The following is a 25,646-nucleotide window of genomic DNA, read 5'->3' as shown; positions in this document are numbered from 1 at the left end:
CGGGTTAACTTATGGCAAATAAAGAGCAAATCTCTGCCTTGATGGATGGTGAGCTGAGTGACGCAGAGGTACTTAACGAGCTGGGGCTGGACTCTGACTTGCAAGATACCTGGGGTCGTTACCACCTGATTGGCGATGCCATGCGGGGCGACCTGCCGGTCAATCTGCAACTGGATCTCAGTGACAGCATTATGGCTGCGCTGGAGGATGAGCCCACCATACTGGCACCCAAGCCGGTCGAGACGGCTCCCGTGCTGCAACCTGCCGTTGCACCGGTCAAGACCGACTCCAATGTGGTTCCATTGTTCCGCCGTGTCGGTCAGCAGTTGGGTCAATATGCCATTGCGGCATCTGTGGCCGCTGCCGTTATCTTCGGGGTGCAGCAGTATCAGGGGCAGGATGGCGTTCCGGCCAATCCGGTGCTCAATACCATTCCAATCGGTGGCAGTGCTGCACCTGTGAGTGTTCACTATCCGCAACAGGATGGCGCCCGTGCCCGTCAGCAGGGGCTGACCGAACAGCAGATGCAGGAGCAGCGGGAGCGGATCAACGCCTTCCTGCGTGACCACCAGTTGCAGCAGCGCCTGTTGCAAGACAGACAGATCCAACAATAACGAGTTGTCAGGGATACCAACGTGCGCCAGTCCAGCCGTATTTTGCTGGCCTCTCTCCTGCTGATCAGTGCCAAGGCCTCGGCCGACGACAAGTCGGCCGAGGCCTTGTTGCAGCAGATGCAGAGTGCCGTGCAGCAACAGAATTTCGAGTTGTCCATGGTCAAAGCCCGTCAGGGGCGTCTTGAACCGATCCGTATCAGCCATGCCGTGATAAACGGCAAGGAAGTGGCCCATCTCAGTTACCTCGATGGCAAGGCGATCGAGTATCTGCAGCGTCAGAACGAATACACCTTCTTTGAAAACAGCCACGATCCCTACACCCTGAAGGATGCCCGCTTCCCCGGTATCTGGTCGACCCTGGTGAAGATGCCGCTGGCGCAGGTGCTGGAGAGCTATGATCCTGTGCTAGCAGGTCGCAGCCGGGTCGCCGGTGTGGTGGCACAGGTGGTGAGGCTGGTGCCTAAAGAGGCCGACAAATATGGTTTCGTGCTCTGGATCGATGAGCAGAGCTACTTGCTGCTGCGGATCGACATGGTCGAGCGGGAAGGTAATCTGGTGGAGCAGGTGCTCGGGGTCGATTTGGAGCTGCAGAACAAGCCAGCTCCCTGGCTGGTGACCCTGGCTAACAGCAAGCAGCCACCGGCGCTGGCGCTGGAGGATGCCTATCCGGCGCCGCAACAGCAGTTGAACTGGCAGATCACCTGGTTGCCCGATGGCTTCAAGGTGCTGTCGCAAGATCGGCACCAGCTGGTGACCACCAGTATGCCGGTGGATTACATGATGCTCTCCGACGGGCTGGTGGATCTCTCGGTCTATGTCTCCCGGGTCGATCCCAAGCAGGCGGTGCGCCAGCAGCTGATCCGCCAGGGGGCGACCTCGCTGGTGAGCTATGTCAACGAGGTGGGGGTCGAGATCACCGTGGTCGGTGAGGTGCCTGCCGAGACCGCCAAGCGCATTGCCGAGTCGGTGCAGCCGCTGGCCCGCAACGAGGCCGTGCAGTGAGTCCGTGCTCTGGGCTGACAGTGGTACCCTGCTTGTCGCAGACTGCAAGTCGTGTTCAGATCCTGCCATTGCATGAGCACGAGGTGTTGCCGTGAATGAGATGAGTGAAGAGCTGGCGACCGTGGTGGCCATTGAGGGTGATCATGCCTGGGTGGAGTGCGAGCGTCGCTCCGCCTGCAGTGGTTGTCAGCAGCAATCCAACTGCGGTACCGGCACCGTGGCCAAGGCGTTTCCCCTGAAAGCTCCCCGCTTGCGAGTCAGGCTGACCGCCGAGGTGCGGGTTGGCCAGCAAGTGAGGCTCGGTATCCCGCAAGAGAGTCTGCTGCGCGGGGCGGCGCTGGTCTATATGCTGCCGCTTTTCTGCCTGTTGGCCGGCGCCTTGCTGGGGCAGCTCTGGCTGGCGCCGCTGCTCTCGGGCGGGGAGGGGATTACCATTCTCTGCTGCCTGCTGGGGGGCGTGCTGGGCTTTTTACTGGTTCGTTACTTTTCCAACCGCCTGGATCAGGGGCGCTACGGCCCGCAGATGCTCGGCGTGGTCGTCCCTGTCCGCATTCTCCTTTGACTGAACAGGCGCTATTTCACTGGCGTTGGCGACTAAAGAATGGCCGTCAGCCGGGTTATCCAGTAAAATCGCGCCTCCATAACCGACCTTAAACCAATTTTGAGTGACTCTTGCTCGATGAAACACATTCGTAACTTTTCGATTATTGCGCACATCGACCACGGTAAATCGACCCTGTCGGACCGTCTGATCCAGACTTGCGGTGGCTTGTCCGACCGCGAGATGCAGGCTCAGGTGCTTGACTCCATGGATCTGGAGCGCGAGCGCGGCATCACCATCAAAGCACAGAGTGTGACCCTGAACTACCAGGCACAAGACGGTAACACCTACCAGCTGAACTTTATCGACACCCCGGGCCACGTGGATTTCTCCTACGAGGTCTCCCGCTCTTTGGCGGCCTGTGAAGGGGCGCTGCTGGTGGTAGATGCCGGCCAGGGGGTTGAGGCACAGACTCTGGCCAACTGCTACACCGCCATGGAGATGGATCTGGAAGTGGTGCCGGTGCTGAACAAGATTGACTTGCCAGCCGCAGAACCCGAGCGGGTTGCCGAGGAGATTGAAGACATCGTCGGTATCGACGCGGTCGATGCGGTGCGCTGCTCCGCCAAGACCGGCCTGGGTGTTGACCTGGTGCTGGAAGAGATCGTGGCCAAGATCCCGGCACCGGAAGGTGACCCGGATGCCCCGCTGCAGGCGCTGATCATCGACTCCTGGTTCGACTCCTATCTGGGCGTTGTCTCTTTGGTGCGGATCAAGAACGGTTCCCTGAAGAAGAACGACAAGATCAAGGTGATGAGCACCGGTCAGGTGTGGGGTGTCGATCGTATCGGTATCTTCACGCCCAAGCAGGTGGATACCCAGGGGCTGGGCTGTGGCGAGGTAGGTTGGGTTGTCTGCGGTATCAAGGACATCCACGGCGCGCCGGTGGGCGATACCCTGACTCAGGCCAAGAATGGTGCCGACAAGGCGCTGGCTGGCTTCAAGAAGGTGAAGCCGCAGGTTTATGCGGGTCTGTTCCCCATCTCCAGCGATGACTACGAGTCGTTCCGTGACGCCCTCGACAAGCTCTCCCTGAACGATGCCTCCCTGTTCTTCGAACCGGAGAGTTCCACTGCGCTGGGCTTCGGTTTCCGTTGCGGCTTCCTCGGCATGCTGCACATGGAGATTATTCAGGAGCGTCTGGAGCGTGAGTACGATCTGGATCTGATCACCACGGCGCCGACCGTAGTGTACGAGATCGAGCTGACCGACGGTTCCACTATCCACATCGACAGCCCGGCCCAGATGCCCGCCATCACCAGCATCAAGGAGATGCGCGAGCCGATCGCCGAGTGTCATATCCTGCTGCCGCAGGAGTACATGGGCAACGTGATCACCCTCTGTATCGAGAAGCGTGGCGTGCAGACCAACATGGTCTATCACGGCAAGCAGGTGGCACTGACCTATGAAATCCCGATGGCGGAAGTGGTGCTCGACTTCTTCGACCGCCTGAAATCCACCAGTCGCGGTTACGCCTCGCTGGACTACGGCTTCAAGCGTTTCGAAACCTCAGACATGGTCCGTCTGGACATCATGATCAACGGTGAACGGGTCGATGCCCTGGCCATCATCACCCACAAAGAGAACGCCCAGTATCGCGGTCGTCAGGTGGTGGAGAAGATGCGTGAGCTGATCCCGCGCCAGATGTTCGATATCGCCATTCAGGCGGCCATCGGCAACCAGATCATCGCGCGCAGCACCGTCAAGGCACTGCGTAAAGACGTAACCGCCAAGTGTTACGGTGGTGACGTGAGTCGTAAGAAGAAACTGCTGAACAAGCAGAAAGAAGGTAAGAAGCGGATGAAGTCTCTCGGCCGTGTCGACGTGCCGCAGGAAGCCTTCCTCGCGATTCTCCACGTCGGAAAGGATTAATAGATGGCAAGCACGTTTTCCCTGATCCTGGTGGTGGTCTGCGCGATCACCGGTGTTATCTGGTGTCTGGACAAGATGATTTGGTCCAAGCAGCGCGCCGCCAAGATTGCCGTGGCTCGAGCCCATGGCGGTGCCCACCTGGATGAGAAGACTCTGGCCAAGGTCGCCCCCGTGCCGGTCTGGATCGAACAGACCGCCGGGGTCTTCCCGGTCATCACCTTTGTGCTGATCCTGCGTTCGTTCATTTTTGAACCGTTCCAGATCCCGTCAGGTTCCATGATGCCCACCCTGCTGGTGGGCGACTTCATCCTGGTGGAAAAATTTGCCTATGGTCTGCGGGACCCGGTGACCAACACCAAGTTCCTCGAGACTGGCGAGCCCAAGCGTGGCGACGTGGTGGTGTTCAAGTATCCCCTTGAACCGCGCGTTGACTACATCAAGCGGGTTGTCGGCATGCCGGGTGATCGGGTTATCTACCGCAACAAGGAGCTGATGATCCGGCCACGTTGTGTGGAAAAGAGCGGCGATGAGCAGGAAGGGAAAACGTGCCCGGGCTTCAAGAAGCTCGACGTCAAGTTTGAACAAAGAGGCGAATTTACCCAGATGGGGATCCCCCTTGACCGCTATACCGAGCAGCTGGGCGATGTCTCCCACGAGACCCTGCGCAATCCGCTGATGCCCGACATGGTTGGCCGTTACTATCGCCAGCCCGGCACTTATCCCGACGAGTGGGTCGTACCGGAAGGGCAATATTTCGTGATGGGCGACAACCGCGACAACAGTACCGACAGCCGTTTCTGGGGCTTTGTGCCCGAGCAGAACCTGGTTGGCAAGGCGGTCGCTATCTGGATAAGTTTTGAATTCGAGCGCGAAGAAGGCTCCCTGCTGCCAAGTTGGGTACCGACAGGTGTGCGCTTCAACCGCATTGGCGGAATCAAGTAAATGAATATCAAGATGAACAGACTGCAGTCCCGTCTCGGGCATGTCTTTGCGGATCTGGAACTACTGACCCGGGCGCTGACTCACCGCAGCGCCGGCTCCCGTCACAATGAACGACTGGAATTTCTGGGTGATTCGATTTTGAGTCTGGTGATTGCCGACGATCTGTTCCACCGCTTCCCGCAAGCGGCGGAAGGGGATCTCAGCCGGATGCGCGCCACCCTGGTGCGCGAGAAGACCCTGGCCGAACTGGGCCGGGAGTTCGACCTCGGGGATCACTTGATCCTCGGTCCCGGCGAACTCAAGAGCGGCGGTTTTCGCCGTGAATCCATTCTGGCCGATACGGTCGAGGCGGTGATCGGTGCCGTCTATCTGGATACCAATCTTGAGACGGTGCGGACACTGCTGCTGAGCTGGTATGCCAGCCGCCTGGAAGAGATCAAGCCGGGCATCGAGCAGAAAGATCCCAAGACCCGTCTGCAAGAAATTTTGCAGGGAAGCCGCAAATCCCTGCCGACCTACACTGTGACCAACGTCAAGGGCGAGGCACACAACCAGGAGTTCACCGTCCAGTGTGATGTGGAAGGTCTGGATGGTCCCCTCGTCGGGGTCGGCACCAGCCGTCGCAAGGCCGAACAGGCCGCGGCGCAGCAAGCTTTGGAAAAACTGTCATGACAGATACTACCGATTTGAAAAGGCGCGGTCTTTTGACACAACAGGCATTGGAAACACTGGCATGACAGATACCACTTATTGCGGCTTTGTCGCCATCGTGGGCCGCCCGAATGTGGGCAAGTCCACCCTGCTCAACAAGCTGCTTGGCCAGAAGGTCAGCATCACCTCGAAGAAGCCCCAGACCACCCGTCACCGTATTTTGGGGATCGACACCGAGGAGAACTACCAGACCATCTATGTAGATACCCCGGGTCTGCACATTGAAGAGAAACGGGCCATCAACCGCCTGATGAACCGTGCCGCCACCAGTTCGCTGGGTGATGTGGCCATGGTGGTGTTCATGGTCGATGGTACCCACTGGACCAAAGATGACGAAATGGTGCTGGGCAAGCTGCGCCATCTCAAGTGCCCTGTGGTGCTGGCGGTCAACAAGATCGACAACGTCAAAGAGAAAGAAGATCTGCTGCCGCACCTCGAGTGGCTGGGCCAGCAGATGAACTTCGCCCATATCCTGCCCATCAGTGCCCAGAAGGGCACCAACGTGGAGAAGATCCGCGAGTGGGCCAAGCCGTTGTTGCCGGAGAACGTTCACTTCTTCCCGGAAGATTACGTGACCGACCGCTCCTCCCGCTTTATGGCCTCCGAAATCATCCGCGAGAAGCTGATGCGCTTCACCGGTGAGGAGCTGCCCTACTCGGTGACGGTAGAGATCGAGCGCTTCAAGGTGGAAGAGAGCGGCCTCTACCACATCCACGGCCTCATTCTGGTTGAGCGCGATGGTCAGAAGAAGATGGTCATCGGCAACAAGGGGGAGAAGATCAAGACTATAGGCACCGAAGCGCGCCTCGATATGGAACGGTTGTTCCAGAACAAGGTGCACCTGGAGCTGTGGGTCAAGGTCAAGTCGGGCTGGGCTGATGATGAGCGCGCCCTGCGCAGCCTCGGGTATGGCGACGACTGATTGCTGACCCCGGCTTTCGTCATCCATAGCCGGCCCTATCGTGAGACCAGCCAGCTGGTCGAGGTCTTTACCCAGGATAGTGGCCGCTTTACCCTGGTGGCTCGCGGTTCTCGCGGGCCACGCTCCTCTCTCAAGGGGCTGCTGCAACCCTTTACCCTGCTCACCATCGCCTGGCGCGGCAAGGGCGATCTCAAGAACCTCACCCAGGTCGAATGCCCTGACCACTCTCTGCGTCTTGGCGGCGATCGCCTCTTCTACGGCCTCTATCTCAACGAGCTGGTCTACTACCTGCTGGAAGCGCACACCCCCTTCCCCGAAGTGTTCGATGCCTATGCCCGTGCCATCATGGCGCTGGCTGATGGCGAGACGCCGGAGCTGCCGCTGCGTCGCTTCGAGTTCCTGCTGTTGCAGGCGCTCGGTTATGCGGTCGATTTCGAATACACGGCGGACGACGAGTCGCCCATCGAGCCAACCTTGCTCTATGGCTTCGAGCGTGAGTTGGGCTTTGTTGCTTGCGAGCGGGCGCCGGATCCCCGTACCCTGTTTCTCGGTGCCCACCTGCTCGCCTTTGCCGAGGGACGTTTCGATACCCCTCCCTTGCTGCAGGCGGCCAAACGTTTCAGCCGATTGGCACTGCAACCCTATCTGGGCAAGCGCCAGCTAAAGAGCCGGGAGCTGTTTTTAAAACGCCGGAATAGCTTGGGTTAACTGCTCTGCGGCGTTACCCGACACGGTAAGCATGTTACCTGCGTCCGATTACGCTGCGCTAATCGAACCTACAAGCTGATATACGGATATCCGCGCGGTAGCCGCGCAGTCAACAGATGAAGCCTTTCAAGGAGTTCTCAATGAGTGAAATCTATCTGGGTGTGAACATCGACCATATCGCCACCCTGCGCAACGCCCGTGGCACCCAGTATCCGGATCCGGTACAGGCCGCCTTCGTAGCCGAACAGGCCGGGGCCGATGGCATCACAGTACATCTGCGTGAAGATCGCCGCCACATCACCGACCGCGATGTGGAGATCCTGCGCCAGACTATCCAGACCAGAATGAACCTGGAGATGGCGGTGACCGAAGAGATGATCGGTATCGCCTGCCGCATCAAGCCTCATTTCATCTGTCTGGTGCCGGAGAAGCGCACCGAGGTGACCACCGAGGGCGGTCTGGACGTGGCCGGTCAGCTGGACAAGGTGACTGACGCCGTTGCCCGCCTCTCTGCTGTGGGTGCCCAGGTATCCCTCTTTATCGACGCCGATCCCATCCAGATCGATGCGGCTGCCGAGAGTGGCGCCCCCTTTATCGAGATCCACACCGGCCGTTACGCCGATGCCACCACGGATGCCGAACGCAACGCCGAGTTCAAGCGCATCGCCGCCGGCGCCTCCTATGCCGCTGGCAAGGGGCTCAAGGTCAATGCCGGCCACGGCCTGCACTACCACAACGTCAAGGCCATCGCCGCCATCCCCGAGCTCTATGAGCTCAACATCGGCCACGCCATCATCGGCCGCGCCGCCTTCGATGGTCTGGCCAAAGCCGTGAGCGACATGCGCCTGCTGATGCAGGAAGCCCGTCAGGGGATCTGATCCGCTGGATGGAGCGGCGGCCTGATAATGGTCGCCAAAATAACAAGGGACGCCACGGCGTCCTTTGTTGTTTTTGGCCCTGTTCAAACGATGGCGATTCCCGCGCCGTAATAACCCAGCACAATCGGCTATAAGCAGTTGATGTCAAAAGGGTTAGACTGGTTGACCCTGTGAGCTGGACGAGAATGTTATGGATCACCCCCTGTACCACCCCGATATCACCGAACTTGAACCTGTCGCCCGCGCGGCGGGAGCGGCCATCATGGCCATCTACAGCCAGCCCTTCGCGGTGGAGTACAAGAGCGACGAGAGTCCGCTGACCGCGGCCGACAAGGGGGCTCATGAGGTGATTGTGCAGGAGTTGGCGCGGCTGACTCCGGATATTCCCGTATTGTCGGAGGAGTCTGGGTCTGAGGTGATGGCAGCGCGCCACGGCTGGTCCCGCTACTGGCTGGTGGATCCCCTCGATGGCACCAAGGAGTTTGTCTCCCGCAACGGCGAGTTCACCGTCAATATCGCGTTGATCGAAGAGGGGGCTCCGCGCTGGGGATTGGTCTATGCGCCGGTGCTGGACACGCTCTGGTATGGCGGCAAGGGCGCGGGGGCATGGCGCATCGCCGATGGCAAACGCGAGTCCATCCAGACCCGGCCTCATCGTGAAGGAGAGGCGTGGCGAGTGGTGGGCAGTCGCAACCACCTGTCGCAGGAGACCCTCGATTTCTTGGCTCCTTTTGGCGAGATCGAGCTGGTCTCCATGGGCAGTTCGCTCAAGTTCTGCATCATCGCCGAGGGGGGCGCCGAGCTCTATCCGCGCCTCGCCCCCACCTGCGAGTGGGATACCGGTGCGGCGCAGGCTGTGCTGGAGGGGGCGGGTGGCAGCGTCACCCAGCTCGATGGCTCACCCCTTGCCTACAACAAGCCCGATATCCTCAATCCCTGGTTTGTCGCCAAGGCATAGACGAGATATCGGGATGCAAAAAGGCCGGACTGGAATGAACTTCCAGTCCGGCCTTTTTTTATTTCGCGATTTGCTTTGCGGTCAGAAGACCTTTTTGAACGGCTTGATGGTGACCTTGGCATAGACGCCGGCTGCCACATAGGGATCGGCATCGGCCCAAGCTTTGGCGTCAGCCAGCGAGGCAAACTCGGCGATGACAGTGCTGCCGGTAAAGCCGGCATCGGCCGGATCCTCGGCATCGATGGCCGGGTTGGGGCCGGCAGTCAGCAGCCGACCCTCATCCTGCAACGCTTGCAGGCGAGCCAGATGGGCAGGGCGAACTTGCTTGCGCAGCGGCAGGCTATCGGGGACATCTTCGGAGTAGATGAGATACCACATGAGACAATCCTTTTCTGATGATGGTTATTTTTTCAGCTGTTCTTTGTGTTCAGCCGGAATGTGGCGGTAGAGATAGACGCCGCTTAGCAGGGTAAAGACCAGCGTCATCCCCAGTAGGCCGAACACCTTGAAGTTGACCCACATCTCCTGCGGCAGGTTGAATGCCACATAGAGGTTGAGCAGGCCACAGACGGTAAAGAAGCCGACCCAGCCGAGATTGACCTTGTCCCAGACTGCATCGGGGGCCTGCAGCTCCTTGGCCAACATCTGTTTGATCAGATTCTTGCCAAAGCCGTAGCGGCTGATGAGCAGACCCAGTGCGAACAGCACGTTGATGACAGTCACTTTCCACTTGATGAAGGTGTCATCGTGGAAGAAGACGGTGAGGCCGCCGAAGAAGCCGACCAGCAGGAAGGTGAACAGCTGCATCTTCTCGACTTTGCGATAGCGGATCCAGCTATAGGCGAGCTGCAGACCGGTGACCACCACCAGTGCGCCGGTCGCCATGTAGATGTCGTAGAACTTGTAGACCGCGAAGAAAACGATAAGTGGAATAAATTCAATAAATTGCTTCATTGTTGGCGCCTAGTCCTCAAAGATGGCCTGCAAATTTCGCCCAGTCTACCTGCATGGCGGACAACGGCAAATGAATAAGACCGCTCATTTTTACGCCGGTTCCGCGCTGTCGCCAAACAGTTGGCGTGCAATGGAGATCCCCAGTCGCTGCTGATCGGCCAGCAGGTCGCGGATATGGCGCTCTTCAATCAGAGGGTTGAGCAGCACGGCGCGCAGCAGGGTGAGCGGTTGGGTGCCGTAGCGTACCACCGCCCTTTGGGTGCGGGAGACAAAGCTGTGCCCCTCGGCCCGCTGGGCTTTTTGCAGTGCCACGTTGAAGTCGTTGATCTGTGCATTGGCCGCTTCATCCAGCACCTTGCCCTGCAGGTGGGGCGGGATGCAGCGGTAGGAGAGCAGGTTCATCACCGGAGCCGACATCAGCTCGAAGGCGGGGTCGCTTTCGATGAGCTCTGCCATCAGCCGGGCACGGTCGTAGTTGGCCTCGATAAGCTCGGCATAGCCTTGCTGGCCGAACAGCTGGAAGGCGGCATCCAGATAGAGGGCGTTGGCCGGGCGGGTGCCCTCCAGGGTAAAGCGACCCTGATCGAACGAGGTGGCACGAATGGCGTAGGGGGCCTCCCGCTTGACCGTCATCATCAGGTCCGGTTGGCGGCAGAGCAGCATGCCGGTACCGAGCGGCACCAGCAGCTGTTTGTGACCATCCAGAGTGACGGTATCGGCCCGCTCGATCCCGGCCAGCAGGTTTTGATAGCGGGGAGAGAAGAGGGTTGGGCCACCCCAGGCGGCATCCACGTGGAAGTGGATCTGCTCGCGCTCGGCGATGGCCGCCAGTTCCGGCAGGGGGTCGATGGAGCCAAAGTCGGTACTACCGGCTACGCCGACCAGCGCCAGCACTTTCAATTTCTGCTCTTTGCACTGGAGTAGCGCCTGTTCCAGCGCAGCCAGACTGAGCCGGTTCTGCTCGTCGGTCTCGAGGCGCCAGACGCTGCGGGCGCCCAGCCCCAGCAGGTCCATCCCCTTGTCGAAGGAGTAGTGCATCAGGCGTGAACCGAGAATGACAGCGCCGCGATAGCCCTGCTCATAGAGGGCAAACAGGTTGTCGCCGCAGGCGCGGTTGCGGGCCAGCCACAGCGCCGTGACGTTGGCGATGGTCCCGCCGCTGGTCATGACGCCGAGGGCGGCATCCTTGGCATGCATCTGTTCGCCGTAGAAGGCATCGTCCATGCCATAGATAAGGCGGTGCAGCTTGGCCAGCACCTCCCGCTCCAGAAAGCTGAGCAGGCGGGAGGACTCCATCTTCATCGGATTCTGGTTGAGCATCACCACCAGACGGGAGAGCTCGGCGGTATAGGCCGGCAGGGGCGCCGTCATATGGCCCATGTAGCGTGGCGAGGTGAGGTGCGAGGCGCCGGGTACCAGAGTAGCCAGCCGGGCGAGATAGGCCTCGGTCGAGCTGCCGCTGGCGGGCATGCGGGACTGGTCGAGCTGGTGGGTGAACAGGTCGCGCTGGTAGGGGGCCTGACTGTCGTCGGAGTGGTGGAAGCTCTCCAGCAAGGTGCTCATCGCCTCGCCAAAGGCGGGATCCGCTTGTGCAAACAGCTCAGTCAACTTCATCAGGTTCTCCAGACCAGGTCACCGGGGTAGGTGTCTATGCCGCTTGTCTCGGGCATCGGCGGCAGAGCATACACCAAAGGGGGGCGGGTGACAGCCACTCCATTTTTTAAGCGAACACTTGTACTCCGAAATGGCGCTGGGTAGAGTGAGCCACAGTTATTGTGGAGTCGATGTTATGAGTGGTGTGATGGATTACTCCCCCCGGGAGGAGCTGGCAAACCGGCTGAGTCACGGTGCGGGATTGTTGCTGGGGATTGTCGGGCTGGTGCTGTTGCTCATCAAGGGATGGGGGCAGGGCACGCAAGCGCTGGTGAGCTACAGCCTTTATGGCGGCAGTCTGGTGCTGCTCTATCTCGCCTCGACCCTCTATCACAGCATGGGGTCAGGGCGGGCCAGACGTTGGTGCAAGGTGTTTGATCACTGCGCCATCTATCTGCTGATCGCCGGTACTTACACTCCCTTCCTGCTGGTGGCGCTCGACACGCCGCTGGCGAAGGGCTTGATGGTGGTGATCTGGGCCCTGGCGCTGGCTGGCGTGGTGTTCAAGCTGGTATTTATCAACACCTTCAAGAAGTTGTCGCTCTTTACCTATCTGATGCTGGGCTGGTTGTCATTGGTGGTCATCTACCAGCTCTACATTCATCTGGCCGGTGAGGGGCTGCTGCTGCTCGGGCTTGGCGGCCTTATCTACAGCCTCGGGGTCATCTTCTATGTGGCCAAGCAGATCCCCTATAACCACGCCATCTGGCATCTCTTTGTGCTGGGTGGCAGCGTTTGTCACTTTATGGCCATTTACGGCTACGTCGCCTGACATAGTGTAACGAGTTAACGCGGCGTTTCTGCCGCCATCTCTCGAACGCCGGTGGGAAGGTAAAAAGTGATTGCATTCGCAGGATTCAACACAACAATAGCGTGACGAGTACCTCTTTTGCTGTGAGACCTTTAAATGATCATTCCCTGGCAAGAACTGGATGGCGAGACCCTGACCAACCTGATCGAACACTTTGTGTTGCAGGAAGGAACCGAGTATGGGGAGCAGGACGTACCGCTTGGCGATAAAGTGGACGCAGTGAGAGCACAATTACAGCAAGACAAGGCAGTCATCGTTTATAGCGAACTGCACGAATCGGTGAATATCGTGGTGAAAGACCGCTTCAGTGAACCGTCTTGATCAAACCCACATCCGGATCTTATAACGGCATTTCCAAGGAAGAGAGAATCCCATGTCGGCCAAGCACCCCATTATTGCCGTTACCGGTTCGTCCGGTGCCGGCACCTCCACCTCCACCAACGCCTTTCGCTCCATGTTCCATCAACTGGGATATACCGCGGCTGTGGTGGAAGGTGACAGTTTTCACCGCTACACCCGGCCGGAAATGGATGTAGCAATCCGCAAGGCGCGTGAACAGGGACGCCATATCAGCTATTTCGGCCCCGAGGCCAATGACTTCGGCTTGCTGGAGAGTTTCTTTCAGGGCTATGGCCAGGATGGCACCGGACAGTACCGCCGCTATCTGCACAGCTTTGATGAAGCGGTGCCCTTCAACCAGATGCCCGGCACCTTCACCCCCTGGCAGCATCTGCCGAACGATACCGACCTGCTCTTCTATGAGGGGTTGCACGGCGGCGTGGTCACCGAAGATCACAATGTGGCTCGCCACGTGGACTTTCTGATAGGCGTAGTGCCCATCGTCAATCTGGAGTGGATCCAGAAACTCATTCGCGACACCTCGGAGCGAGGCCACTCCCGTGAGGCGGTGACCGACTCCATCGTTCGCTCCATGGATGACTACATCAACTTCATCACCCCCCAGTTTTCCCGCACCCACATCAACTTCCAGCGAGTACCGACGGTGGATACCTCCAACCCTTTCAGTGCCAAGGTGATCCCGAGCCTGGACGAGAGTATGCTGGTGATCCGGTTTCGCGGCATCAAGCAGGTGGATTTCCCCTACCTGCTGTCGATGATCGATGGCTCATTCATGTCGCGGATGAACACCATAGTGGTGCCGGGTGGCAAAATGGGCTTTGCGATGGAGCTGATCCTGCGCCCGCTTATCCAGCAATTGATCGAAACCGGCAAAATAACCTGATTCAAAGGAGTTCACGATGCGGCTTGCTTATCTCTCTGTGGCACTGCTCGCCCTGCTTGGCGGTTGCAGCAGCGGGCCGGCGGCCCCCACGCTGGAGTCCGGCACCATGCTGGTTCGCCCGATGGGCAACTGGACCTATGGTGCAACCCCGCGCTACGCCCTGGCCGAACAGTATCAATTTGCCGGTGAGTTGGCGGAAGGGTGGCTGGAGCCGATGCAGCAGGCGGTAAGCCGGGAGCTCAATGGCAAGGGGTGGCAGAGTGCGCCGCTCGACGAGGCGGATCTCTGGGTCGCCATCGGCGTCGCGGGCGGCAAGGATATGAGTGACGGCGAGATTTTCGCACGTCTTGGCATGACGCCCGGGGTATATGCCTCGGCCAACCAGCGCAAAGGGTCGCTGGCCATCGTGCTGCTCGATCGCAAAACCCAGAAAGCGGTCTGGAGCAGCATCATCCAGCTGACCAGCGACGTGAGCATTGCAGACAGCCAACGTCAGGCGCTTAGCCAGCAGCTCGCAGCCGAATTGCTGCAGAGCGTCCCAACCAACTAACGCCTGTTTAGTGATAATGGATGGAAAAACGGCTTGCCTCTTGGCAAGCCGTTTTTTGTGGTCTCTCGGTCTTTAGCCAATCTGGCCCTGACCCGGTTTGGGGGGACACCGTACACCCTGGCTAAGTAGCGCCTTTATTTGAGCGTACAGGTCAGCAGCGTCACCCCTTTCTGGGTGAGGAGAGCCTGTTTGTCCTGATTCCAGAAGGTGGTGACGCTGTCAGAATATTTGGCGCCAGATTCAGACTCAACGCGCGCCAGCTTGTGGTAAACCCCGGCATAGGGGAACTGCACCATGTCAGCCTGAGCATCATAGGTAACGGCCAGCATCTCTTCGCCGCACTGGTATTGGCTGTATTGATACTGGGTAGGTTGCGGGCTGCTGCACGCTGCCAGACCAAAAAGGGGAAGCAGAGCGATCAATTTTTTCATTGCACTTTCCTTATGTAATGGCTTTATGTCATGGCCTTGTGCAGTGGCCTTACGTGGCCGTATGTCAGGATACCAACGAAACAATCGTCAGTTATCAAGCTTCAACAATTTGATAACTATGGGTAATTTGTACCGCTTTTTCCAACATCAGGGAAACAGAACAGTATTTTTCCATCGACAGATCGACCGCTCTGGCCACCTGTTTCTCTGCCAATCCCTTGCCTGTCACCACGAAGTGCAAATTAATCTTCTCGAAAACCCGGGGCACGCTATCGACCCGTTCGCCACTGACATCGACATGACACGCAGTGACCGGTTGGCGCGCTTTCTCTAGAATGGAGACGACATCAATGGAGCTGCAGCCACCGACCGCCAGCAGGATCATCTCCATCGGGCTGGCCCCCTCACCGGGGTTGGCACCATCCAGGATCACCTTGTGACCGGATTCGCTCTCACCCACAAACTTCATTCCTTCCACCCAGCTGACCTTGGCTTTCATCTAGCATCCTCTTTGGTTAAGCCTGTGCTCATGATGTTCCTAGCATACCCCAGCCATCATAGCTTCGGCATCTGCTCATCCGGTCGGGTAACCACAGGGACAAGATGATTGGGAGGTTAATAGATCAAAATCAACATATCCGACCTCTATCTTTCCTAGAATAACCAAAGCGGCGCAGCAGGCATTACTAAAGGGTTCTGTCAAAAGTCCGCAAAGCCTTGTCAGCACAAACAAAGGCTCTTATCCTACTGCGACCAATACAAGGAATGGCAAGATTGGCAGCTTGCCCGGACGCACAAGTCCATAAAAAGACACTACAGAGGAATTCTCATGGTCATTGGCAAACCGCAAAGCGATCCCACCCTGGAATGGTTCTTGTCGCACTGCCACATTCATAAGTATCCCGCCAAGAGCACCCTGATCCATGCGGGTGAAAAAGCGGAGACCCTCTACTACATCGTCAAGGGCACTGTGGCCGTTTTGATCAAGGACGATGAGGGCAAAGAGATGATCCTCTCCTATCTCAACCAGGGGGATTTCCTCGGCGAGATGGGTATGTTCGAAGAGAATGAGAATCCCGAGCGCACCGCCTGGGTTCGCGCCAAAGGCTCCTGTGAAGTCGCCGAAATCTCTTACAAAAAGTTCCGCCAGCTGATCCAGGTCAACCCGGACATTCTGATGCGTCTCTCTGGCCAGATGGCCAAGCGCCTGCAGCACACCAGCCAGAAAGTGGGCAACCTTGCCTTCCTGGATGTGACCGGCCGGATAGCCCAGACCTTGCTCAACCTGGCCAAACAACCGGATGCCATGACCCACCCGGATGGCATGCAGATCAAGATCACCCGTCAGGAGATCGGCCAGATCGTTGGCTGCTCCCGTGAAACCGTGGGCCGCATCCTCAAGATGCTGGAAGAGCAGGAGCTCATCTCTGCACACGGCAAGACTATAGTGGTATTTGGTACTCGCTGATGATCAGTCCGCAGGCCTGACTGGGGCCGTTGGATGAAAAAGGCTGCTACGGCAGCCTTTTTTGATCCGTTTCCCTATAATCCCGAACGTCCTTCATTGTTTCAGCATTCGCCAAGAGAGTCGCTATGCACCTTCAATGTCCCCGTTGTCGCAGCCCGCTTCATCTGCATGAAGTCTCCAAGGGGCGCTATTGCGACAACAAGCATCACTTCGATCCGGCACCGGAAGGTTACCTGGATCTCATCCCCGGTAAGAAGAACCCCAAGGACAGTGACAGCCGCGCCCTGATGCGCGCCAAGCACCATTTCCTGGAAGCTGGCCACCAACGGCCGCTGGTTGAGGTCATGGCCTCCCTGCTCGCTCCCCTTGCCCCGCTAGAGCTGATCCATCTGGGCTGTGGTGAAGGCTACTACTGCCGCGCGTTGGCAGAACGTCTGCCTGGCTGGCAGTTTGCTGGTATTGATATCGCCAAGAACACCATCTTTGCCGCCAACAAAGCGCAGCCGGACGGTCAGTTTGTCATTGCCGATCCCGCGCGTGCGCCGCTGCAGCCGGGCTCGGTGCAGGTGCTGCTGGTCAACGATCTCAAGGTCAAGACCGAGCAGTTGGTCAGCTGGTTGGCGCCCGGTGGCTATCTGCTCTATCTGCAGCCGGGCCCGCGCCATCAGTGGCAACTGAGGGTCAGCCTCAACCCGATCAGCATGGAGCACCCGCTCAGCTGGCCCACCCTCGCTGGCCTGACCAAGATTGCGCAGCAACGTGCACAATTTACTCTGACGCTTGATCAGGGACTACGCAATTTTATTCTGGAAACCAGCCGCCTCGGCTGGCGAGCTACCGGTGAGCAGCGCCACGCGTTCACTCACCAGGGGCCCGATGAACTGGAACAGGATCTGCTGCTGACCCTGTGGCAAAAACCGCTCTGATAACGTTCAAGGTGGCAGTGATTTTCGCAGACACTGCCACTATCACGTTTCTTGTTATGATTTTAATATTTTGAATTTTAACAAAAAAAAGACATTGATTACCTGCCGAATGGCTGCCAAAAAGCCATCACCAGATAACTCACCTCTGATTCAGCTCCAGTCAAGGTTAACAGCTCTACCTTGGTCCTCATCGGTTCAATCCCGATCAAACTAACAAAGACCGGAACAGGTCCAAGTGTTTACATCAGAGGAATAAAGCATATGAAGAAGTCTGCACTGACTATTGCCATCTCCAGCCTGCTGCTGGCGAGTGGCGCCCATGCGGCTACCGTTTACAACCAGAACGACACCAAGCTGGATATCGGCGGTCGCGCACAAGGCACTTACTACGGCACTGACGACAACGGTTCCGAAGGTGACCAGAGCTACTTCCGTGTAAACATGCGCGGCGAGACCAAGATTGCTCCCGAGATGAAGGCGTTCGGCTTTGCCGAGTACAACCTGCCGACTTCCGGTTCTGATAACGACGAACTGCGTTATGCCTATGCCGGCATCAAGCACGACCGTTTCGGCGCATTCAGCTACGGTCGTCAGGATGGTCTGTTCCGCATCGTGAACGACTACACCGACGTACTGCCCGAGTGGGGCGGTGACGGCCTGGGCAAAGGCACCGAAGTATTCGGTACCGGCCGTACCAACGGTCTGGCCCAGTACCTGTACACCTACAACGGTCTGACCCTGGGTGCCCAGTTCACTGGTAACAATACTGCCCAAAATTCAGATCGTTCACTGACCTCTTGGAAGAAAGGTTCCAAAGAAGGTTTTGCCGTAGCGGCATCCTACGATTTCGCTATGGGCTTGGGTCTGTCTGCTGCTTATAACCAGGCTGGCAAAACTGCAGACCAGGTTAAATTCGCCTCTTTCGGCGCTGACAGCGATGCCAAATTGATGGGCTTCGGTGCCAAATATGCTGTCGGTGACCTCTACCTGGCTGCCACCTATGCTCACGGTGAAGATCACATCTTCGTCAAGAACGGCTACGCCGAGAAGCACGATGGTTACGAAGCGGTAGCCCAGTACACCATCGGCAAGTTCAAGCCTTCTCTGGCTTACCTGCGCACTGACGTGAAGAATGACACCAATGTCAAATTCGATGACACCCTGACCGAGTACGTATCTATTGGTGCCTGGTACAACTTCACCGACAACTTCAACGCCTACGTTGACTACAAGGTCAACCTGCTGGATTCCGTTGGTAACTCTACCAGCAAGCTGGGCCAGAACACCGACGATGTAGTCGGTGTGGCTCTGCAGTACAACTTCTAAGTAATTGGAAGTCAGTTATACCCTGTGATACCAATGTCTACTGTTTGAATTACTTCCGGCCGCTCTGCGGCCGGTTTTTTATTGCGACTTTTCAGTACCTTGCATATAACTATTGAGCGGATAATGGAGTATCTGCGAACGCCTGAACGGCCGGGAATAGCGAGGTAATTCACGGATGAAAGGATACGCCCGATACAAACACTGGCTGATGTGGCTGCTGTTGCCACTGCTGTTGATATCGCTCATCTGGAGCAGCACGGCAGATGCCAGCTGGGATCAGAGCCTCTATCGTCAGCTGGGTCTGGCTGGCAAGCTGGATAAGCAGACCTTTCGTCAGGCTTTCAACAGTTATCAAACCGTGCGCCACAAGCGCAAAGCGATCCTCACCATCATCGATTACAGCAAGCCATCCACCCAGCGCAGGCTGTTTGTCATCGATATGAAACGCCACAAGCTGCTCTATCACACTTGGGTCAGTCATGGCCGCAACTCAGGTGAACTGGCCGCAAAACGCTTTTCCAACCAGCTCAACTCCCGGCAAAGTTCCCTCGGCGTCTATCGCACTGCAGAAACCTATCTTGGCAAGCATGGTTACTCATTGCGACTGGATGGTCTGACTCCGGGCCTGAACAGCAATGCCCGCAAGCGCGCCATCGTAGTGCATGGGGCTGACTATGCGAGCCCCAAACATTTGCGCAAGTTTGACAAGCTGGGCCGCAGCTGGGGTTGCCCTGCGCTGCCGAAGGAGCAGGCCAGAGCCATCATAGACACCATCAAGGGGGGGAGTGTGATTTACGCTCACGGATAAAAACGAGGGGCAGCAATCGCTGACCCTCTTGTTGAATGCAGAACGCTTGTTGAAATAACCGTTTCACTCAATGTTATTTGCGCACGACCAGTACCGGACAGGGAGCATGACGCACAACAGATTCCGCAACGCTGCCCACCAGCAGGTGGGTGATACCGGAGCGGCCATGACTCCCCATCACGATGAGGTCCGCTTCATCATGGTTGGCCTGAATGACGATTTCATCGGCCGCGCGGCCAAAACGGATGTCAAATGTTGCAGGGATCGGCAGTGTTGCAACCAGCTCTTTGAGCTGGGATCTGGCCTGACGCTCCATTTCGTGAGTAATTTCAACAGCCGTCATGTGCAGGATCTTATAGCTGTCAAAACCGTGCAGTTGATCGACAACGTGAACCAGCTTTAACCGGGCTTCATGGCTTTGTGCCATGAAGACGGCATAGTCGAGAACCGCTTTGGACATTTGAGAGAAGTCGACAGGACAAAGCAGAGTTTTGATCGATGGCATAATGCAGTCTCCTCTACTGATAGGGGTGCTATTGAATCTTTACTCGATCATAATGATCCGACCGCAATAAACTCTCGACTCTGTCGCAAAATGGAGATGCCAGATCGGGTCTCCACTCACCGTGATCAATCGCAGGAGATATATCCGGTGATATGTGCTCCCCTCTTCATCGCCTGCGGTTAGCATCCTGGCTCGATGCCACACATCGTTGACCACCTTCGGTAAAAAAGAAACCCGCCGTGGGCGGGTGGAAGGATTGCAACACTAACCAGGAGGAGGTGTTACCAGGTAGACCCCGCCTCTTCGGTAATAGTTCAATTTTATTGAAGTTTTTTCGTTTTCTTCGCGGGGTTTCCATCGGGATCTGCGGGGGCGGATGGGTTATCATTCTGCTCCCGTCATCCGGTTGCAGAGGATCTATGCCCGCGTTCTCCTGGTTAGCGCTCTTTTTCGGCGCCTTCTATTTTGTCTACGGCGCTTACTTGCCGTTCTGGTCGCTCTGGCTGGAGGGGGTGGGCGTCAGCGCCGAGATGATTGGTCTCTTGCTGGGGGCTGGGATGGCGATCCGCTTTGCCGGCAACCTGATGGTGATGGGGCAGATCAAGGGGGCAGGGCATCTGCTGCCAGTTACCCGATTGCTCTCCCTGCTCAGTCTGCTGGCGTTTCTCGGCTTCTACCTCAGTCATAACCTTTGGTGGCTGGTGGGCTTGACCCTGCTGGCGAACTTTATCTATCCGACCCTGATGCCGGTGGGTGAGGCGCTGGCGACCCGCATGGTGGTGCAGGCTCACCTCGATTACGGCAAGGTGCGGCTGTGCGGTTCGTTTGCCTTTATCGTCGCTTCGACCTTGGTGGGGGCGCTGGTGGGCAATTTCGGTAGTGAGTGGATTTTGCACACCATGGTGGCGGGACTGGTGCTGATGCTGCTGCTCAGCTGGTTGCCGCTCTATCCGGTGCCACAGGATAGTCAGGGCGAGCGGGCCAAGGCATCCTTGCTGGCGACTCTGCGCAGCGCGCCGGTGCGCCGTTTCCTGCTGCTGACGGCGTTACTCCAGGGAAGCCATGCAGCCTATTACGGTTTCAGCGCTATCTACTGGAAGGCGCAAGGATATAGCGGCACCATCATCGGCTATCTCTGGGCGCTCGGGGTGGTAGCGGAGATCTGTATGTTCGCCGCTGACAAGCGTTTCTTGCAGCGCTTTGGCGCCCAGAGTCTTTTTATCGCTGGAGCCATCGGTTGTGTGGTGCGCTGGGTATTGCTGGGGGCTTCGACCGAACTGTGGGTACTGGTGCTGGGGCAGCTGCTCCACTCGGTGACGTTCGGTATGAGTCATCTCGGGGCAGTGCGTTTCATGACTCGCCAGCTACCTGCCGAGCAGTTGATCCCGACTCAGGCGCTCTATGCAGCCCTTGGCCTCGGCATGACGGTGGCGGCTCTGATGGCGATTTGTGGCGTGCTGTTCGAGCCTCTCGGCGGCGGCATCTTCTTCCTGATGGTACTGGTGGTATTGCCGGTGTTCTTCCTGCGGCTGCGACACTCAACCGTTACCGCGTGAGCAGGGATTGAACTGCTCAAGGGGGCAGGGAGTGCGCCTCTTGATGCATGACTTTTGGCTGCTGCCTCTCTAGACTGGCGAGGTTGTATACAAAAACTCAATATGGACAAGGAGTTATCGATGCACCAGGGATGGCTGCTGATCGGATTGTCGCTCACCTATCTGGGGCTGCTGTTTCTGATCGCCTTCGTGGCAGACAAGCACAAGCGGCATCGCATGAAGGGGCAACCGCTGCTCTATAGCCTGTCGCTGGCAGTCTACTGCACCTCCTGGACCTTCTTCGGTACCGTGGGGCAGGCGAGTGAATCCCCCTGGTCGCCGGTGCCCATCTACCTTGGCCCCATGCTGGTCTTTCTGTTTGGCTGGCGGCTGCTGGCCCGCCTTATTCTGGTGGCCAAGCGCGAGCACATCACCTCCATCGCCGACTTTATCGCCGCCCGTTACGGCAAATCCCAGCGGCTCGCCATGGTGATCGCCCTCATCGCCATCATGGGGATCCTCCCCTATCTGGTGTTGCAGCTCAAAGCCATCGTCACCGGGCTGGATCTGCTGATGGTCAACAGCGGCGGCATCAGCCCGACCAGCAATACCAGCGAGCTGGCGCTCGGGGTCACCCTGCTGCTGGCGCTGTTCAGCATTCTGTTCGGTACTCGCCACCTCGATGCCACCGAGCACCACAGGGGGATGGTGGTGGCCATCGCTTTCGAGTCGGTGGTCAAATTGCTGGCTTTTATCGCGGTGGGGGGCTTCGCCCTCTGGCTGATCCTGAGCCAACCGGGCGAGGCTCACGAACAGGTGACCCGCGACTTTTTTGCGCAGGTGGTGGCGGTGAGCCCAGGCAACCTGCTGGAGCTTGCCATCTACACGGTGCTGGCGATGTGCGCCGTTATCTGCCTGCCGCGCCAGTTTCATGTGACTGTGGTGGAGAACAATCAGGGGCAGGATCTGCACTGGGCGCGCTGGATCTTCCCGCTCTACCTGTTCGTGATGGGGCTCTTTATCTGGCCGCTGGCACTGGCGGGCAAACAGTGGGTGGGGGCTGACATGGCCTCCGACACCTATGTGATCAGTCTGCCGATGGCCCTCGGTTTCGATGGCATGGCGATGCTGGCGTTTCTCGGCGGCACCTCGGCGGCCACCGGCATGGTGATCGTCTGCACCATCGCACTGGCGATCATGGTGAGCAACGATCTGGTGCTGCCGGTGCTGTTGCGCAGCTTCTGGCGGCAGGGGCGCGACGAGCGGCTGGTGCGGCTGCTGCTGCAGGTGCGTCGTGGCGCCATCCTGCTGATCTTGCTGGCGGCCTGGGGGCTCTACCTTTGGCTTGGCGATCTCACCAGTCTGTCGCGCATCGGCTATCTCTCCTTTGGCGCGGTGGCCCAGTTTGCGCCGGCCCTGCTGCTCGGTCTCTACTGGCGTCACGGCAATCGCAAGGGGGTCTATCTTGGGTTGAGCCTCGGGGTGAGCCTCTGGTTTGTGACCCTGCTGGTGGAGATCGGGCTGCTGGCGGGCTCGCCCTTGGCCGAGCTGCTTGCGCCGCCGGACTGGCCCGCATTTCGCGAGCTGAGTCTCGGGGCCTGGTGCATCTTCCTGAGCCTGCTCTTCAACCTGCTCGGCTATGTGGCCGGTTCCCTGCTGTCGCGCCCTGCGGTGAGCGAGCGGCTGCAGGCCGCCAACTTTGTCGGCAAGCCGAGCCGCGATACCGCCGCCCTCTATCAGGCGCGGGTCTCGGTCAAGGAGCTGGAGATGCTGGCGGCCCGCTTCGTCGGTTCAAGCCGGGTCAAACGCGCCTTTGGTCGTTTCGCCGGTGAGCGGGGCGGCACCCTGGCGCCCCAGATGCAGGCTTCGGCCGAACTGATTGCCCACACCGAGCGGCTGCTGGCGGGGATGTTTGGTACCTCCTCGGCGCGGTTGGTGCTTGCCTCTGCCCTGCAGGGGCGCAACATGCAGCTCGAGGAGATCGCCACCATAGTCGATGAGGCCTCCGACGTGTTTCGCTTCAACCGCGGCCTGCTGCAGGGGGCGATCGAGCATATCGGGCAGGGGATCTCGGTGGTGGACAGGGAGCTTAGGCTGGTGGCCTGGAACCGCCGTTACATCGAGCTGTTCCACTATCCGCCCGGGCTTATTCAGGCTGGGCGCCCTATTGAAGAGATCATCCGCTACAACGCCCAGCAGGGGCTCTGTGGCCCCGGCGATATCGAGGATCATGTGGCACGGCGGGTCGCCTTTATGAAGCGGGGAAGCGCCCATATCTCGGCGCGGGAGCGCCCGGATGGACGGGTGATCGAGATGCAGGGCAACCCCATGCCCGCCGGCGGTTTCGTCATGACCTTTACCGACATCACGCCGTTTCGCGATGCGGAGCGGGTGCTGCGCGAAGCCAACGAACATCTGGAGGCGCGGGTCGCCGAGCGTACCTGCGAGCTCTCCGAGCTCAACCGTCAGCTTCTGCTGGTCAACCAGCAGGTGGAGCGGGCCAATCAATCCAAGAGCCGTTTTCTGGCTGCGGTCAGCCACGATCTGACCCAGCCCCTTAATGCCGCCAAGCTGTTTACCTCCTCCCTGCTGGAAATGTTGCCCGATGCTGGCGAGCAGGCCCGCATCGCCCGCCATATCGACGATGCACTGGGGGCGACCGAGGATCTCATCACCGATCTGCTCGATATCTCGCGGCTCGAAGCGGGCAAGTTCAAGGCCAAGAAACTCGACTTTGCCCTGCGCGATCTGCTCGACAACCTCAAGGCGGAGTTTGGCGTGCTGGCGCAGGCGGGAGGGATCCACTTCTCGGTGGTGGAGAGCAAGCTTGCGGTACACAGCGATGTGCGGCTGCTGCGTCGGGTGCTGCAGAACTTTCTTACCAATGCGTTTCGCTACAACCCCGGAGGTCGGGTGCTGCTTGGCTGCCGCAGGTCGGGCAGCAAGATCCGCATTGAGGTGTGGGACAACGGCCCCGGCATTCCGCAAGACAAGCAGGAGGCTATCTTCGATGAGTTCTCCCGCCTCGATCACTCCCGCACTGCCAAGGAGCAGGGGCTGGGTCTGGGGCTCGCCATCGCCCGCGGCATCTCGCTGGTGCTCGGTCATCAGCTCACATTGCAGAGCTGGCCGGGCAAGGGATCGGTTTTTGCTGTGACCCTCAATCTGGCTACCCGGCCGGTCACGGCCCATCAGCTGGCGGCGCCGGTGGCGCGCGACAGCCAGCTGGAAGGAGTCGCCGTGCTCTGCATCGACAATGAGCGGGACATTCTGACCGCCATGAACACCCTGCTCGGCCGTTGGGGCTGCGAGGTGCGCTGCGCCGTCGATCTGGCCGAAGCCGAGGCGCTGGTGGCACAAGGGTTTGTGCCGAGACTGGTGCTCTCCGATTATCACCTCGACGACGGCAAGACCGGGTTGGAGGCGCTCGCTGCCCTGCAACGAGAGTGTGGCGACGAGCTGGGAGGCATCATCATCAGTGCCGATCGCAAGAGCGAGCTGCAGGCGCAGATCCGCGAGCGGGGGTATGGCTACATCAGCAAACCGGTCAAACCACTCAAACTGCGGGCCCTGATGAACAGTCTGCTGCTGCGCTAGCCGCAGCCGGGGCGGCTAGCCGTGAAGCGGCTCACAAAACCGTGCAATACTCCCGCGGGCCGTGGTCATGGATAAATACCGATAACAGAGATTTATTGGCTAAGATCTCTTCATCTTCCTGTGCAATGGCCGCCAGCTGTAAATAAGCATTGAATGGTGGCGGGGCATGCCAGTCATGCCCCATTTTTTTCCGCACTGCTGCACTCGTGTTGGCAAAGCCACTCTTCCGGACAGCTAGTGATTGATGTTTTCTTCGATAGTTGACATCTGTGTCACACGCAGCTCTTTGTGGTGCCGCTTGTGTTGATACATGTCGGCATCGGCTCTGGCAAACGCGGCGGCAAAGTCGCCGCGATAAGGGGCCATCCCCATGCTGCACGAGATAGGGGGGGAGGCGCTGGCCAGCATGGTCGCCAGACCAGTCATAGCCTGTTGCAGCGTGGTCGGTGCCAGAGTAGTGAGCAGTACAAACTCATCCCCTCCGAAGCGGGCGGCAATCCCCCCCTGACCGAAATGCTGGCGTATGCCATCTGCGATAAGGCGCAGGGCCTGATCACCCGCCAAATGGCCACAGCAGTCATTGAGCTGCTTGAGATTATCCATGTCGATCAGCAGCAGGGTGCCTTCCGGC

General features: G+C 58.5%; 27 protein-coding genes. 20 read left to right on the top strand and 7 right to left on the bottom strand.

Features of this window, described 5'->3' with window-relative positions:
- Window positions 1–11: 11 nt before the first annotated feature.
- The 10 genes from ACRAUW_RS01635 to cysQ all read left to right on the top strand — a co-directional run bounded on the left by ACRAUW_RS01635 (window position 12) and on the right by cysQ (window position 9,208).
- A complete protein-coding gene (locus ACRAUW_RS01635) occupies window positions 12–614 on the top strand; it encodes an RseA family anti-sigma factor (protein WP_431360907.1) in 603 nt (200 codons plus the stop codon).
- Window positions 615–635: 21 nt separating this feature from the next.
- Window positions 636–1,616, top strand: a complete 981-nt coding sequence (locus tag ACRAUW_RS01630; RefSeq protein ID WP_431360906.1) for a MucB/RseB C-terminal domain-containing protein — start codon at window positions 636–638, stop codon at window positions 1,614–1,616.
- A 100-nt stretch (window positions 1,617–1,716) separates the two neighbouring features.
- Complete coding sequence (locus ACRAUW_RS01625; protein WP_431360929.1) at window positions 1,717–2,178, top strand: SoxR reducing system RseC family protein; 462 nt, start codon at window positions 1,717–1,719, stop codon at window positions 2,176–2,178.
- A gap of 117 nt (window positions 2,179–2,295) precedes the next feature.
- The gene (gene lepA / locus ACRAUW_RS01620; RefSeq protein ID WP_115522000.1) at window positions 2,296–4,089 is read left to right on the top strand and encodes a translation elongation factor 4; all 1,794 of its coding nucleotides are present in this window, start codon (window positions 2,296–2,298) and stop codon (window positions 4,087–4,089) included.
- Window positions 4,090–4,092: 3 nt separating this feature from the next.
- Window positions 4,093–5,031, top strand: coding sequence for a signal peptidase I (gene lepB, locus ACRAUW_RS01615; RefSeq protein ID WP_431360905.1), 939 nt, complete (start codon window positions 4,093–4,095; stop codon window positions 5,029–5,031).
- Complete coding sequence (gene rnc / locus ACRAUW_RS01610; protein WP_005335394.1) at window positions 5,032–5,703, top strand: ribonuclease III; 672 nt, start codon at window positions 5,032–5,034, stop codon at window positions 5,701–5,703.
- Window positions 5,704–5,764: 61 nt separating this feature from the next.
- The gene (gene era / locus ACRAUW_RS01605; protein WP_431360904.1) at window positions 5,765–6,664 is read left to right on the top strand and encodes a GTPase Era; all 900 of its coding nucleotides are present in this window, start codon (window positions 5,765–5,767) and stop codon (window positions 6,662–6,664) included.
- Window positions 6,665–7,372, top strand: coding sequence for a DNA repair protein RecO (recO, locus tag ACRAUW_RS01600; protein WP_431360903.1), 708 nt, complete (start codon window positions 6,665–6,667; stop codon window positions 7,370–7,372).
- A 140-nt stretch (window positions 7,373–7,512) separates the two neighbouring features.
- A complete protein-coding gene (gene pdxJ, locus ACRAUW_RS01595) occupies window positions 7,513–8,250 on the top strand; it encodes a pyridoxine 5'-phosphate synthase (RefSeq protein ID WP_431360902.1) in 738 nt (245 codons plus the stop codon).
- 190 nt (window positions 8,251–8,440) lie between these two features.
- Window positions 8,441–9,208, top strand: coding sequence for a 3'(2'),5'-bisphosphate nucleotidase CysQ (cysQ, locus tag ACRAUW_RS01590; RefSeq protein WP_431360901.1), 768 nt, complete (start codon window positions 8,441–8,443; stop codon window positions 9,206–9,208).
- Window positions 9,209–9,289: 81 nt separating this feature from the next.
- On the opposite strand, the gene ACRAUW_RS01585 is transcribed toward cysQ, so the two are convergent.
- The 3 genes from ACRAUW_RS01585 to ACRAUW_RS01575 form a co-directional block, all read right to left on the bottom strand.
- Window positions 9,290–9,586 carry a YciI family protein gene (locus tag ACRAUW_RS01585; RefSeq protein WP_124928644.1) on the bottom strand — a complete coding sequence of 99 codons (297 nt, stop codon included), beginning with the start codon at window positions 9,584–9,586 and terminating at the stop codon, window positions 9,290–9,292.
- 24 nt (window positions 9,587–9,610) lie between these two features.
- On the bottom strand, window positions 9,611–10,162 hold the full coding sequence (locus ACRAUW_RS01580; RefSeq protein WP_236358406.1) for a septation protein A: 552 nt from the start codon (window positions 10,160–10,162) through the stop codon (window positions 9,611–9,613).
- Between the two features lie 90 nt (window positions 10,163–10,252).
- Window positions 10,253–11,776 carry an aminotransferase class V-fold PLP-dependent enzyme gene (locus ACRAUW_RS01575; protein WP_431360900.1) on the bottom strand — a complete coding sequence of 508 codons (1,524 nt, stop codon included), beginning with the start codon at window positions 11,774–11,776 and terminating at the stop codon, window positions 10,253–10,255.
- A 175-nt stretch (window positions 11,777–11,951) separates the two neighbouring features.
- On the opposite strand from ACRAUW_RS01575, the gene trhA reads away from it, so the two are divergent.
- From trhA to ACRAUW_RS01555, 4 genes are all read left to right on the top strand, one after another.
- Window positions 11,952–12,587 (top strand): PAQR family membrane homeostasis protein TrhA, encoded by a 636-nt coding sequence (gene trhA, locus ACRAUW_RS01570; protein ID WP_431360899.1) that lies wholly within the window; start codon window positions 11,952–11,954, stop codon window positions 12,585–12,587.
- Between the two features lie 135 nt (window positions 12,588–12,722).
- Window positions 12,723–12,947: a YheU family protein gene (locus tag ACRAUW_RS01565; protein WP_431360898.1), complete on the top strand. Its 225-nt coding sequence runs from the start codon at window positions 12,723–12,725 to the stop codon at window positions 12,945–12,947.
- 52 nt (window positions 12,948–12,999) lie between these two features.
- Complete coding sequence (locus ACRAUW_RS01560) at window positions 13,000–13,869, top strand: phosphoribulokinase (protein WP_431360897.1); 870 nt, start codon at window positions 13,000–13,002, stop codon at window positions 13,867–13,869.
- Between the two features lie 16 nt (window positions 13,870–13,885).
- Window positions 13,886–14,419 carry a DUF4136 domain-containing protein gene (locus tag ACRAUW_RS01555; RefSeq protein WP_431360896.1) on the top strand — a complete coding sequence of 178 codons (534 nt, stop codon included), beginning with the start codon at window positions 13,886–13,888 and terminating at the stop codon, window positions 14,417–14,419.
- A 134-nt stretch (window positions 14,420–14,553) separates the two neighbouring features.
- Here the strand turns inward: ACRAUW_RS01555 and ACRAUW_RS01550 are convergent, their stop codons facing one another.
- The gene (locus ACRAUW_RS01550) at window positions 14,554–14,850 is read right to left on the bottom strand and encodes an MliC family protein (protein ID WP_431360895.1); all 297 of its coding nucleotides are present in this window, start codon (window positions 14,848–14,850) and stop codon (window positions 14,554–14,556) included.
- A gap of 94 nt (window positions 14,851–14,944) precedes the next feature.
- A complete protein-coding gene (locus tag ACRAUW_RS01545) occupies window positions 14,945–15,349 on the bottom strand; it encodes an OsmC family protein (protein WP_431360894.1) in 405 nt (134 codons plus the stop codon).
- A 330-nt stretch (window positions 15,350–15,679) separates the two neighbouring features.
- Here ACRAUW_RS01545 and crp point away from each other — a divergent pair, with 330 nt between their 5' ends.
- From crp to ACRAUW_RS01525, 4 genes are all read left to right on the top strand, one after another.
- On the top strand, window positions 15,680–16,318 hold the full coding sequence (gene crp, locus ACRAUW_RS01540) for a cAMP-activated global transcriptional regulator CRP (RefSeq protein ID WP_431360893.1): 639 nt from the start codon (window positions 15,680–15,682) through the stop codon (window positions 16,316–16,318).
- 125 nt (window positions 16,319–16,443) lie between these two features.
- On the top strand, window positions 16,444–17,244 hold the full coding sequence (locus ACRAUW_RS01535; RefSeq protein ID WP_431360892.1) for a putative RNA methyltransferase: 801 nt from the start codon (window positions 16,444–16,446) through the stop codon (window positions 17,242–17,244).
- A 261-nt stretch (window positions 17,245–17,505) separates the two neighbouring features.
- On the top strand, window positions 17,506–18,570 hold the full coding sequence (locus ACRAUW_RS01530; protein ID WP_431360891.1) for a porin: 1,065 nt from the start codon (window positions 17,506–17,508) through the stop codon (window positions 18,568–18,570).
- 175 nt (window positions 18,571–18,745) lie between these two features.
- A complete protein-coding gene (locus ACRAUW_RS01525) occupies window positions 18,746–19,378 on the top strand; it encodes a murein L,D-transpeptidase catalytic domain family protein (protein WP_431360890.1) in 633 nt (210 codons plus the stop codon).
- Window positions 19,379–19,451: 73 nt separating this feature from the next.
- On the opposite strand, the gene ACRAUW_RS01520 is transcribed toward ACRAUW_RS01525, so the two are convergent.
- Window positions 19,452–19,883, bottom strand: coding sequence for a universal stress protein (locus tag ACRAUW_RS01520; RefSeq protein WP_431360889.1), 432 nt, complete (start codon window positions 19,881–19,883; stop codon window positions 19,452–19,454).
- A gap of 419 nt (window positions 19,884–20,302) precedes the next feature.
- Here ACRAUW_RS01520 and ACRAUW_RS01515 point away from each other — a divergent pair, with 419 nt between their 5' ends.
- Entirely contained in the window at window positions 20,303–21,439 is a 1,137-nt protein-coding gene (locus tag ACRAUW_RS01515) for a 3-phenylpropionate MFS transporter (protein WP_431360888.1), read from the top strand.
- Window positions 21,440–21,559: 120 nt separating this feature from the next.
- Window positions 21,560–25,015, top strand: a complete 3,456-nt coding sequence (locus ACRAUW_RS01510) for a hybrid sensor histidine kinase/response regulator (protein ID WP_431360887.1) — start codon at window positions 21,560–21,562, stop codon at window positions 25,013–25,015.
- 234 nt (window positions 25,016–25,249) lie between these two features.
- Here ACRAUW_RS01510 and ACRAUW_RS01505 read toward each other — a convergent pair.
- Window positions 25,250–25,646 (bottom strand): GGDEF domain-containing protein (locus tag ACRAUW_RS01505; protein WP_431360886.1); only part of this gene is annotated, 397 nt, incomplete at its 5' end.

Origin of the sequence: Aeromonas sp. (assembly GCF_050633025.1) — a bacterium.
In the GTDB taxonomy this organism is placed as follows: Bacteria; Pseudomonadota; Gammaproteobacteria; order Enterobacterales; family Aeromonadaceae; genus Aeromonas.
Note: the sequence above shows the minus strand (reverse complement) of the source record. Positions and strands in the feature narration are given on the sequence as shown.

What these genes read in the sequence shown, in the direction of transcription:
- ACRAUW_RS01635 (WP_431360907.1), top strand. Translation starts at nt 12, where the DNA reads ATGGCAAATAAAGAGCAAATCTCTGCCTTGATGGATGGTGAGCTGAGT.
- ACRAUW_RS01625 (WP_431360929.1), top strand. Translation starts at nt 1,717, where the DNA reads ATGAGTGAAGAGCTGGCGACCGTGGTGGCCATTGAGGGTGATCATGCC.
- lepA (WP_115522000.1), top strand. Translation starts at nt 2,296, where the DNA reads ATGAAACACATTCGTAACTTTTCGATTATTGCGCACATCGACCACGGT.
- lepB (WP_431360905.1), top strand. Translation starts at nt 4,093, where the DNA reads ATGGCAAGCACGTTTTCCCTGATCCTGGTGGTGGTCTGCGCGATCACC.
- rnc (WP_005335394.1), top strand. Translation starts at nt 5,032, where the DNA reads ATGAATATCAAGATGAACAGACTGCAGTCCCGTCTCGGGCATGTCTTT.
- era (WP_431360904.1), top strand. Translation starts at nt 5,765, where the DNA reads ATGACAGATACCACTTATTGCGGCTTTGTCGCCATCGTGGGCCGCCCG.
- pdxJ (WP_431360902.1), top strand. Translation starts at nt 7,513, where the DNA reads ATGAGTGAAATCTATCTGGGTGTGAACATCGACCATATCGCCACCCTG.
- cysQ (WP_431360901.1), top strand. Translation starts at nt 8,441, where the DNA reads ATGGATCACCCCCTGTACCACCCCGATATCACCGAACTTGAACCTGTC.
- ACRAUW_RS01585 (WP_124928644.1), bottom strand. Translation starts at nt 9,586, where the DNA reads ATGTGGTATCTCATCTACTCCGAAGATGTCCCCGATAGCCTGCCGCTG.
- ACRAUW_RS01580 (WP_236358406.1), bottom strand. Translation starts at nt 10,162, where the DNA reads ATGAAGCAATTTATTGAATTTATTCCACTTATCGTTTTCTTCGCGGTC.
- ACRAUW_RS01575 (WP_431360900.1), bottom strand. Translation starts at nt 11,776, where the DNA reads ATGAAGTTGACTGAGCTGTTTGCACAAGCGGATCCCGCCTTTGGCGAG.
- trhA (WP_431360899.1), top strand. Translation starts at nt 11,952, where the DNA reads ATGAGTGGTGTGATGGATTACTCCCCCCGGGAGGAGCTGGCAAACCGG.
- ACRAUW_RS01565 (WP_431360898.1), top strand. Translation starts at nt 12,723, where the DNA reads ATGATCATTCCCTGGCAAGAACTGGATGGCGAGACCCTGACCAACCTG.
- ACRAUW_RS01560 (WP_431360897.1), top strand. Translation starts at nt 13,000, where the DNA reads ATGTCGGCCAAGCACCCCATTATTGCCGTTACCGGTTCGTCCGGTGCC.
- ACRAUW_RS01555 (WP_431360896.1), top strand. Translation starts at nt 13,886, where the DNA reads ATGCGGCTTGCTTATCTCTCTGTGGCACTGCTCGCCCTGCTTGGCGGT.
- ACRAUW_RS01550 (WP_431360895.1), bottom strand. Translation starts at nt 14,850, where the DNA reads ATGAAAAAATTGATCGCTCTGCTTCCCCTTTTTGGTCTGGCAGCGTGC.
- ACRAUW_RS01545 (WP_431360894.1), bottom strand. Translation starts at nt 15,349, where the DNA reads ATGAAAGCCAAGGTCAGCTGGGTGGAAGGAATGAAGTTTGTGGGTGAG.
- crp (WP_431360893.1), top strand. Translation starts at nt 15,680, where the DNA reads ATGGTCATTGGCAAACCGCAAAGCGATCCCACCCTGGAATGGTTCTTG.
- ACRAUW_RS01535 (WP_431360892.1), top strand. Translation starts at nt 16,444, where the DNA reads ATGCACCTTCAATGTCCCCGTTGTCGCAGCCCGCTTCATCTGCATGAA.
- ACRAUW_RS01530 (WP_431360891.1), top strand. Translation starts at nt 17,506, where the DNA reads ATGAAGAAGTCTGCACTGACTATTGCCATCTCCAGCCTGCTGCTGGCG.
- ACRAUW_RS01525 (WP_431360890.1), top strand. Translation starts at nt 18,746, where the DNA reads ATGAAAGGATACGCCCGATACAAACACTGGCTGATGTGGCTGCTGTTG.
- ACRAUW_RS01520 (WP_431360889.1), bottom strand. Translation starts at nt 19,883, where the DNA reads ATGCCATCGATCAAAACTCTGCTTTGTCCTGTCGACTTCTCTCAAATG.
- ACRAUW_RS01515 (WP_431360888.1), top strand. Translation starts at nt 20,303, where the DNA reads ATGCCCGCGTTCTCCTGGTTAGCGCTCTTTTTCGGCGCCTTCTATTTT.
- ACRAUW_RS01510 (WP_431360887.1), top strand. Translation starts at nt 21,560, where the DNA reads ATGCACCAGGGATGGCTGCTGATCGGATTGTCGCTCACCTATCTGGGG.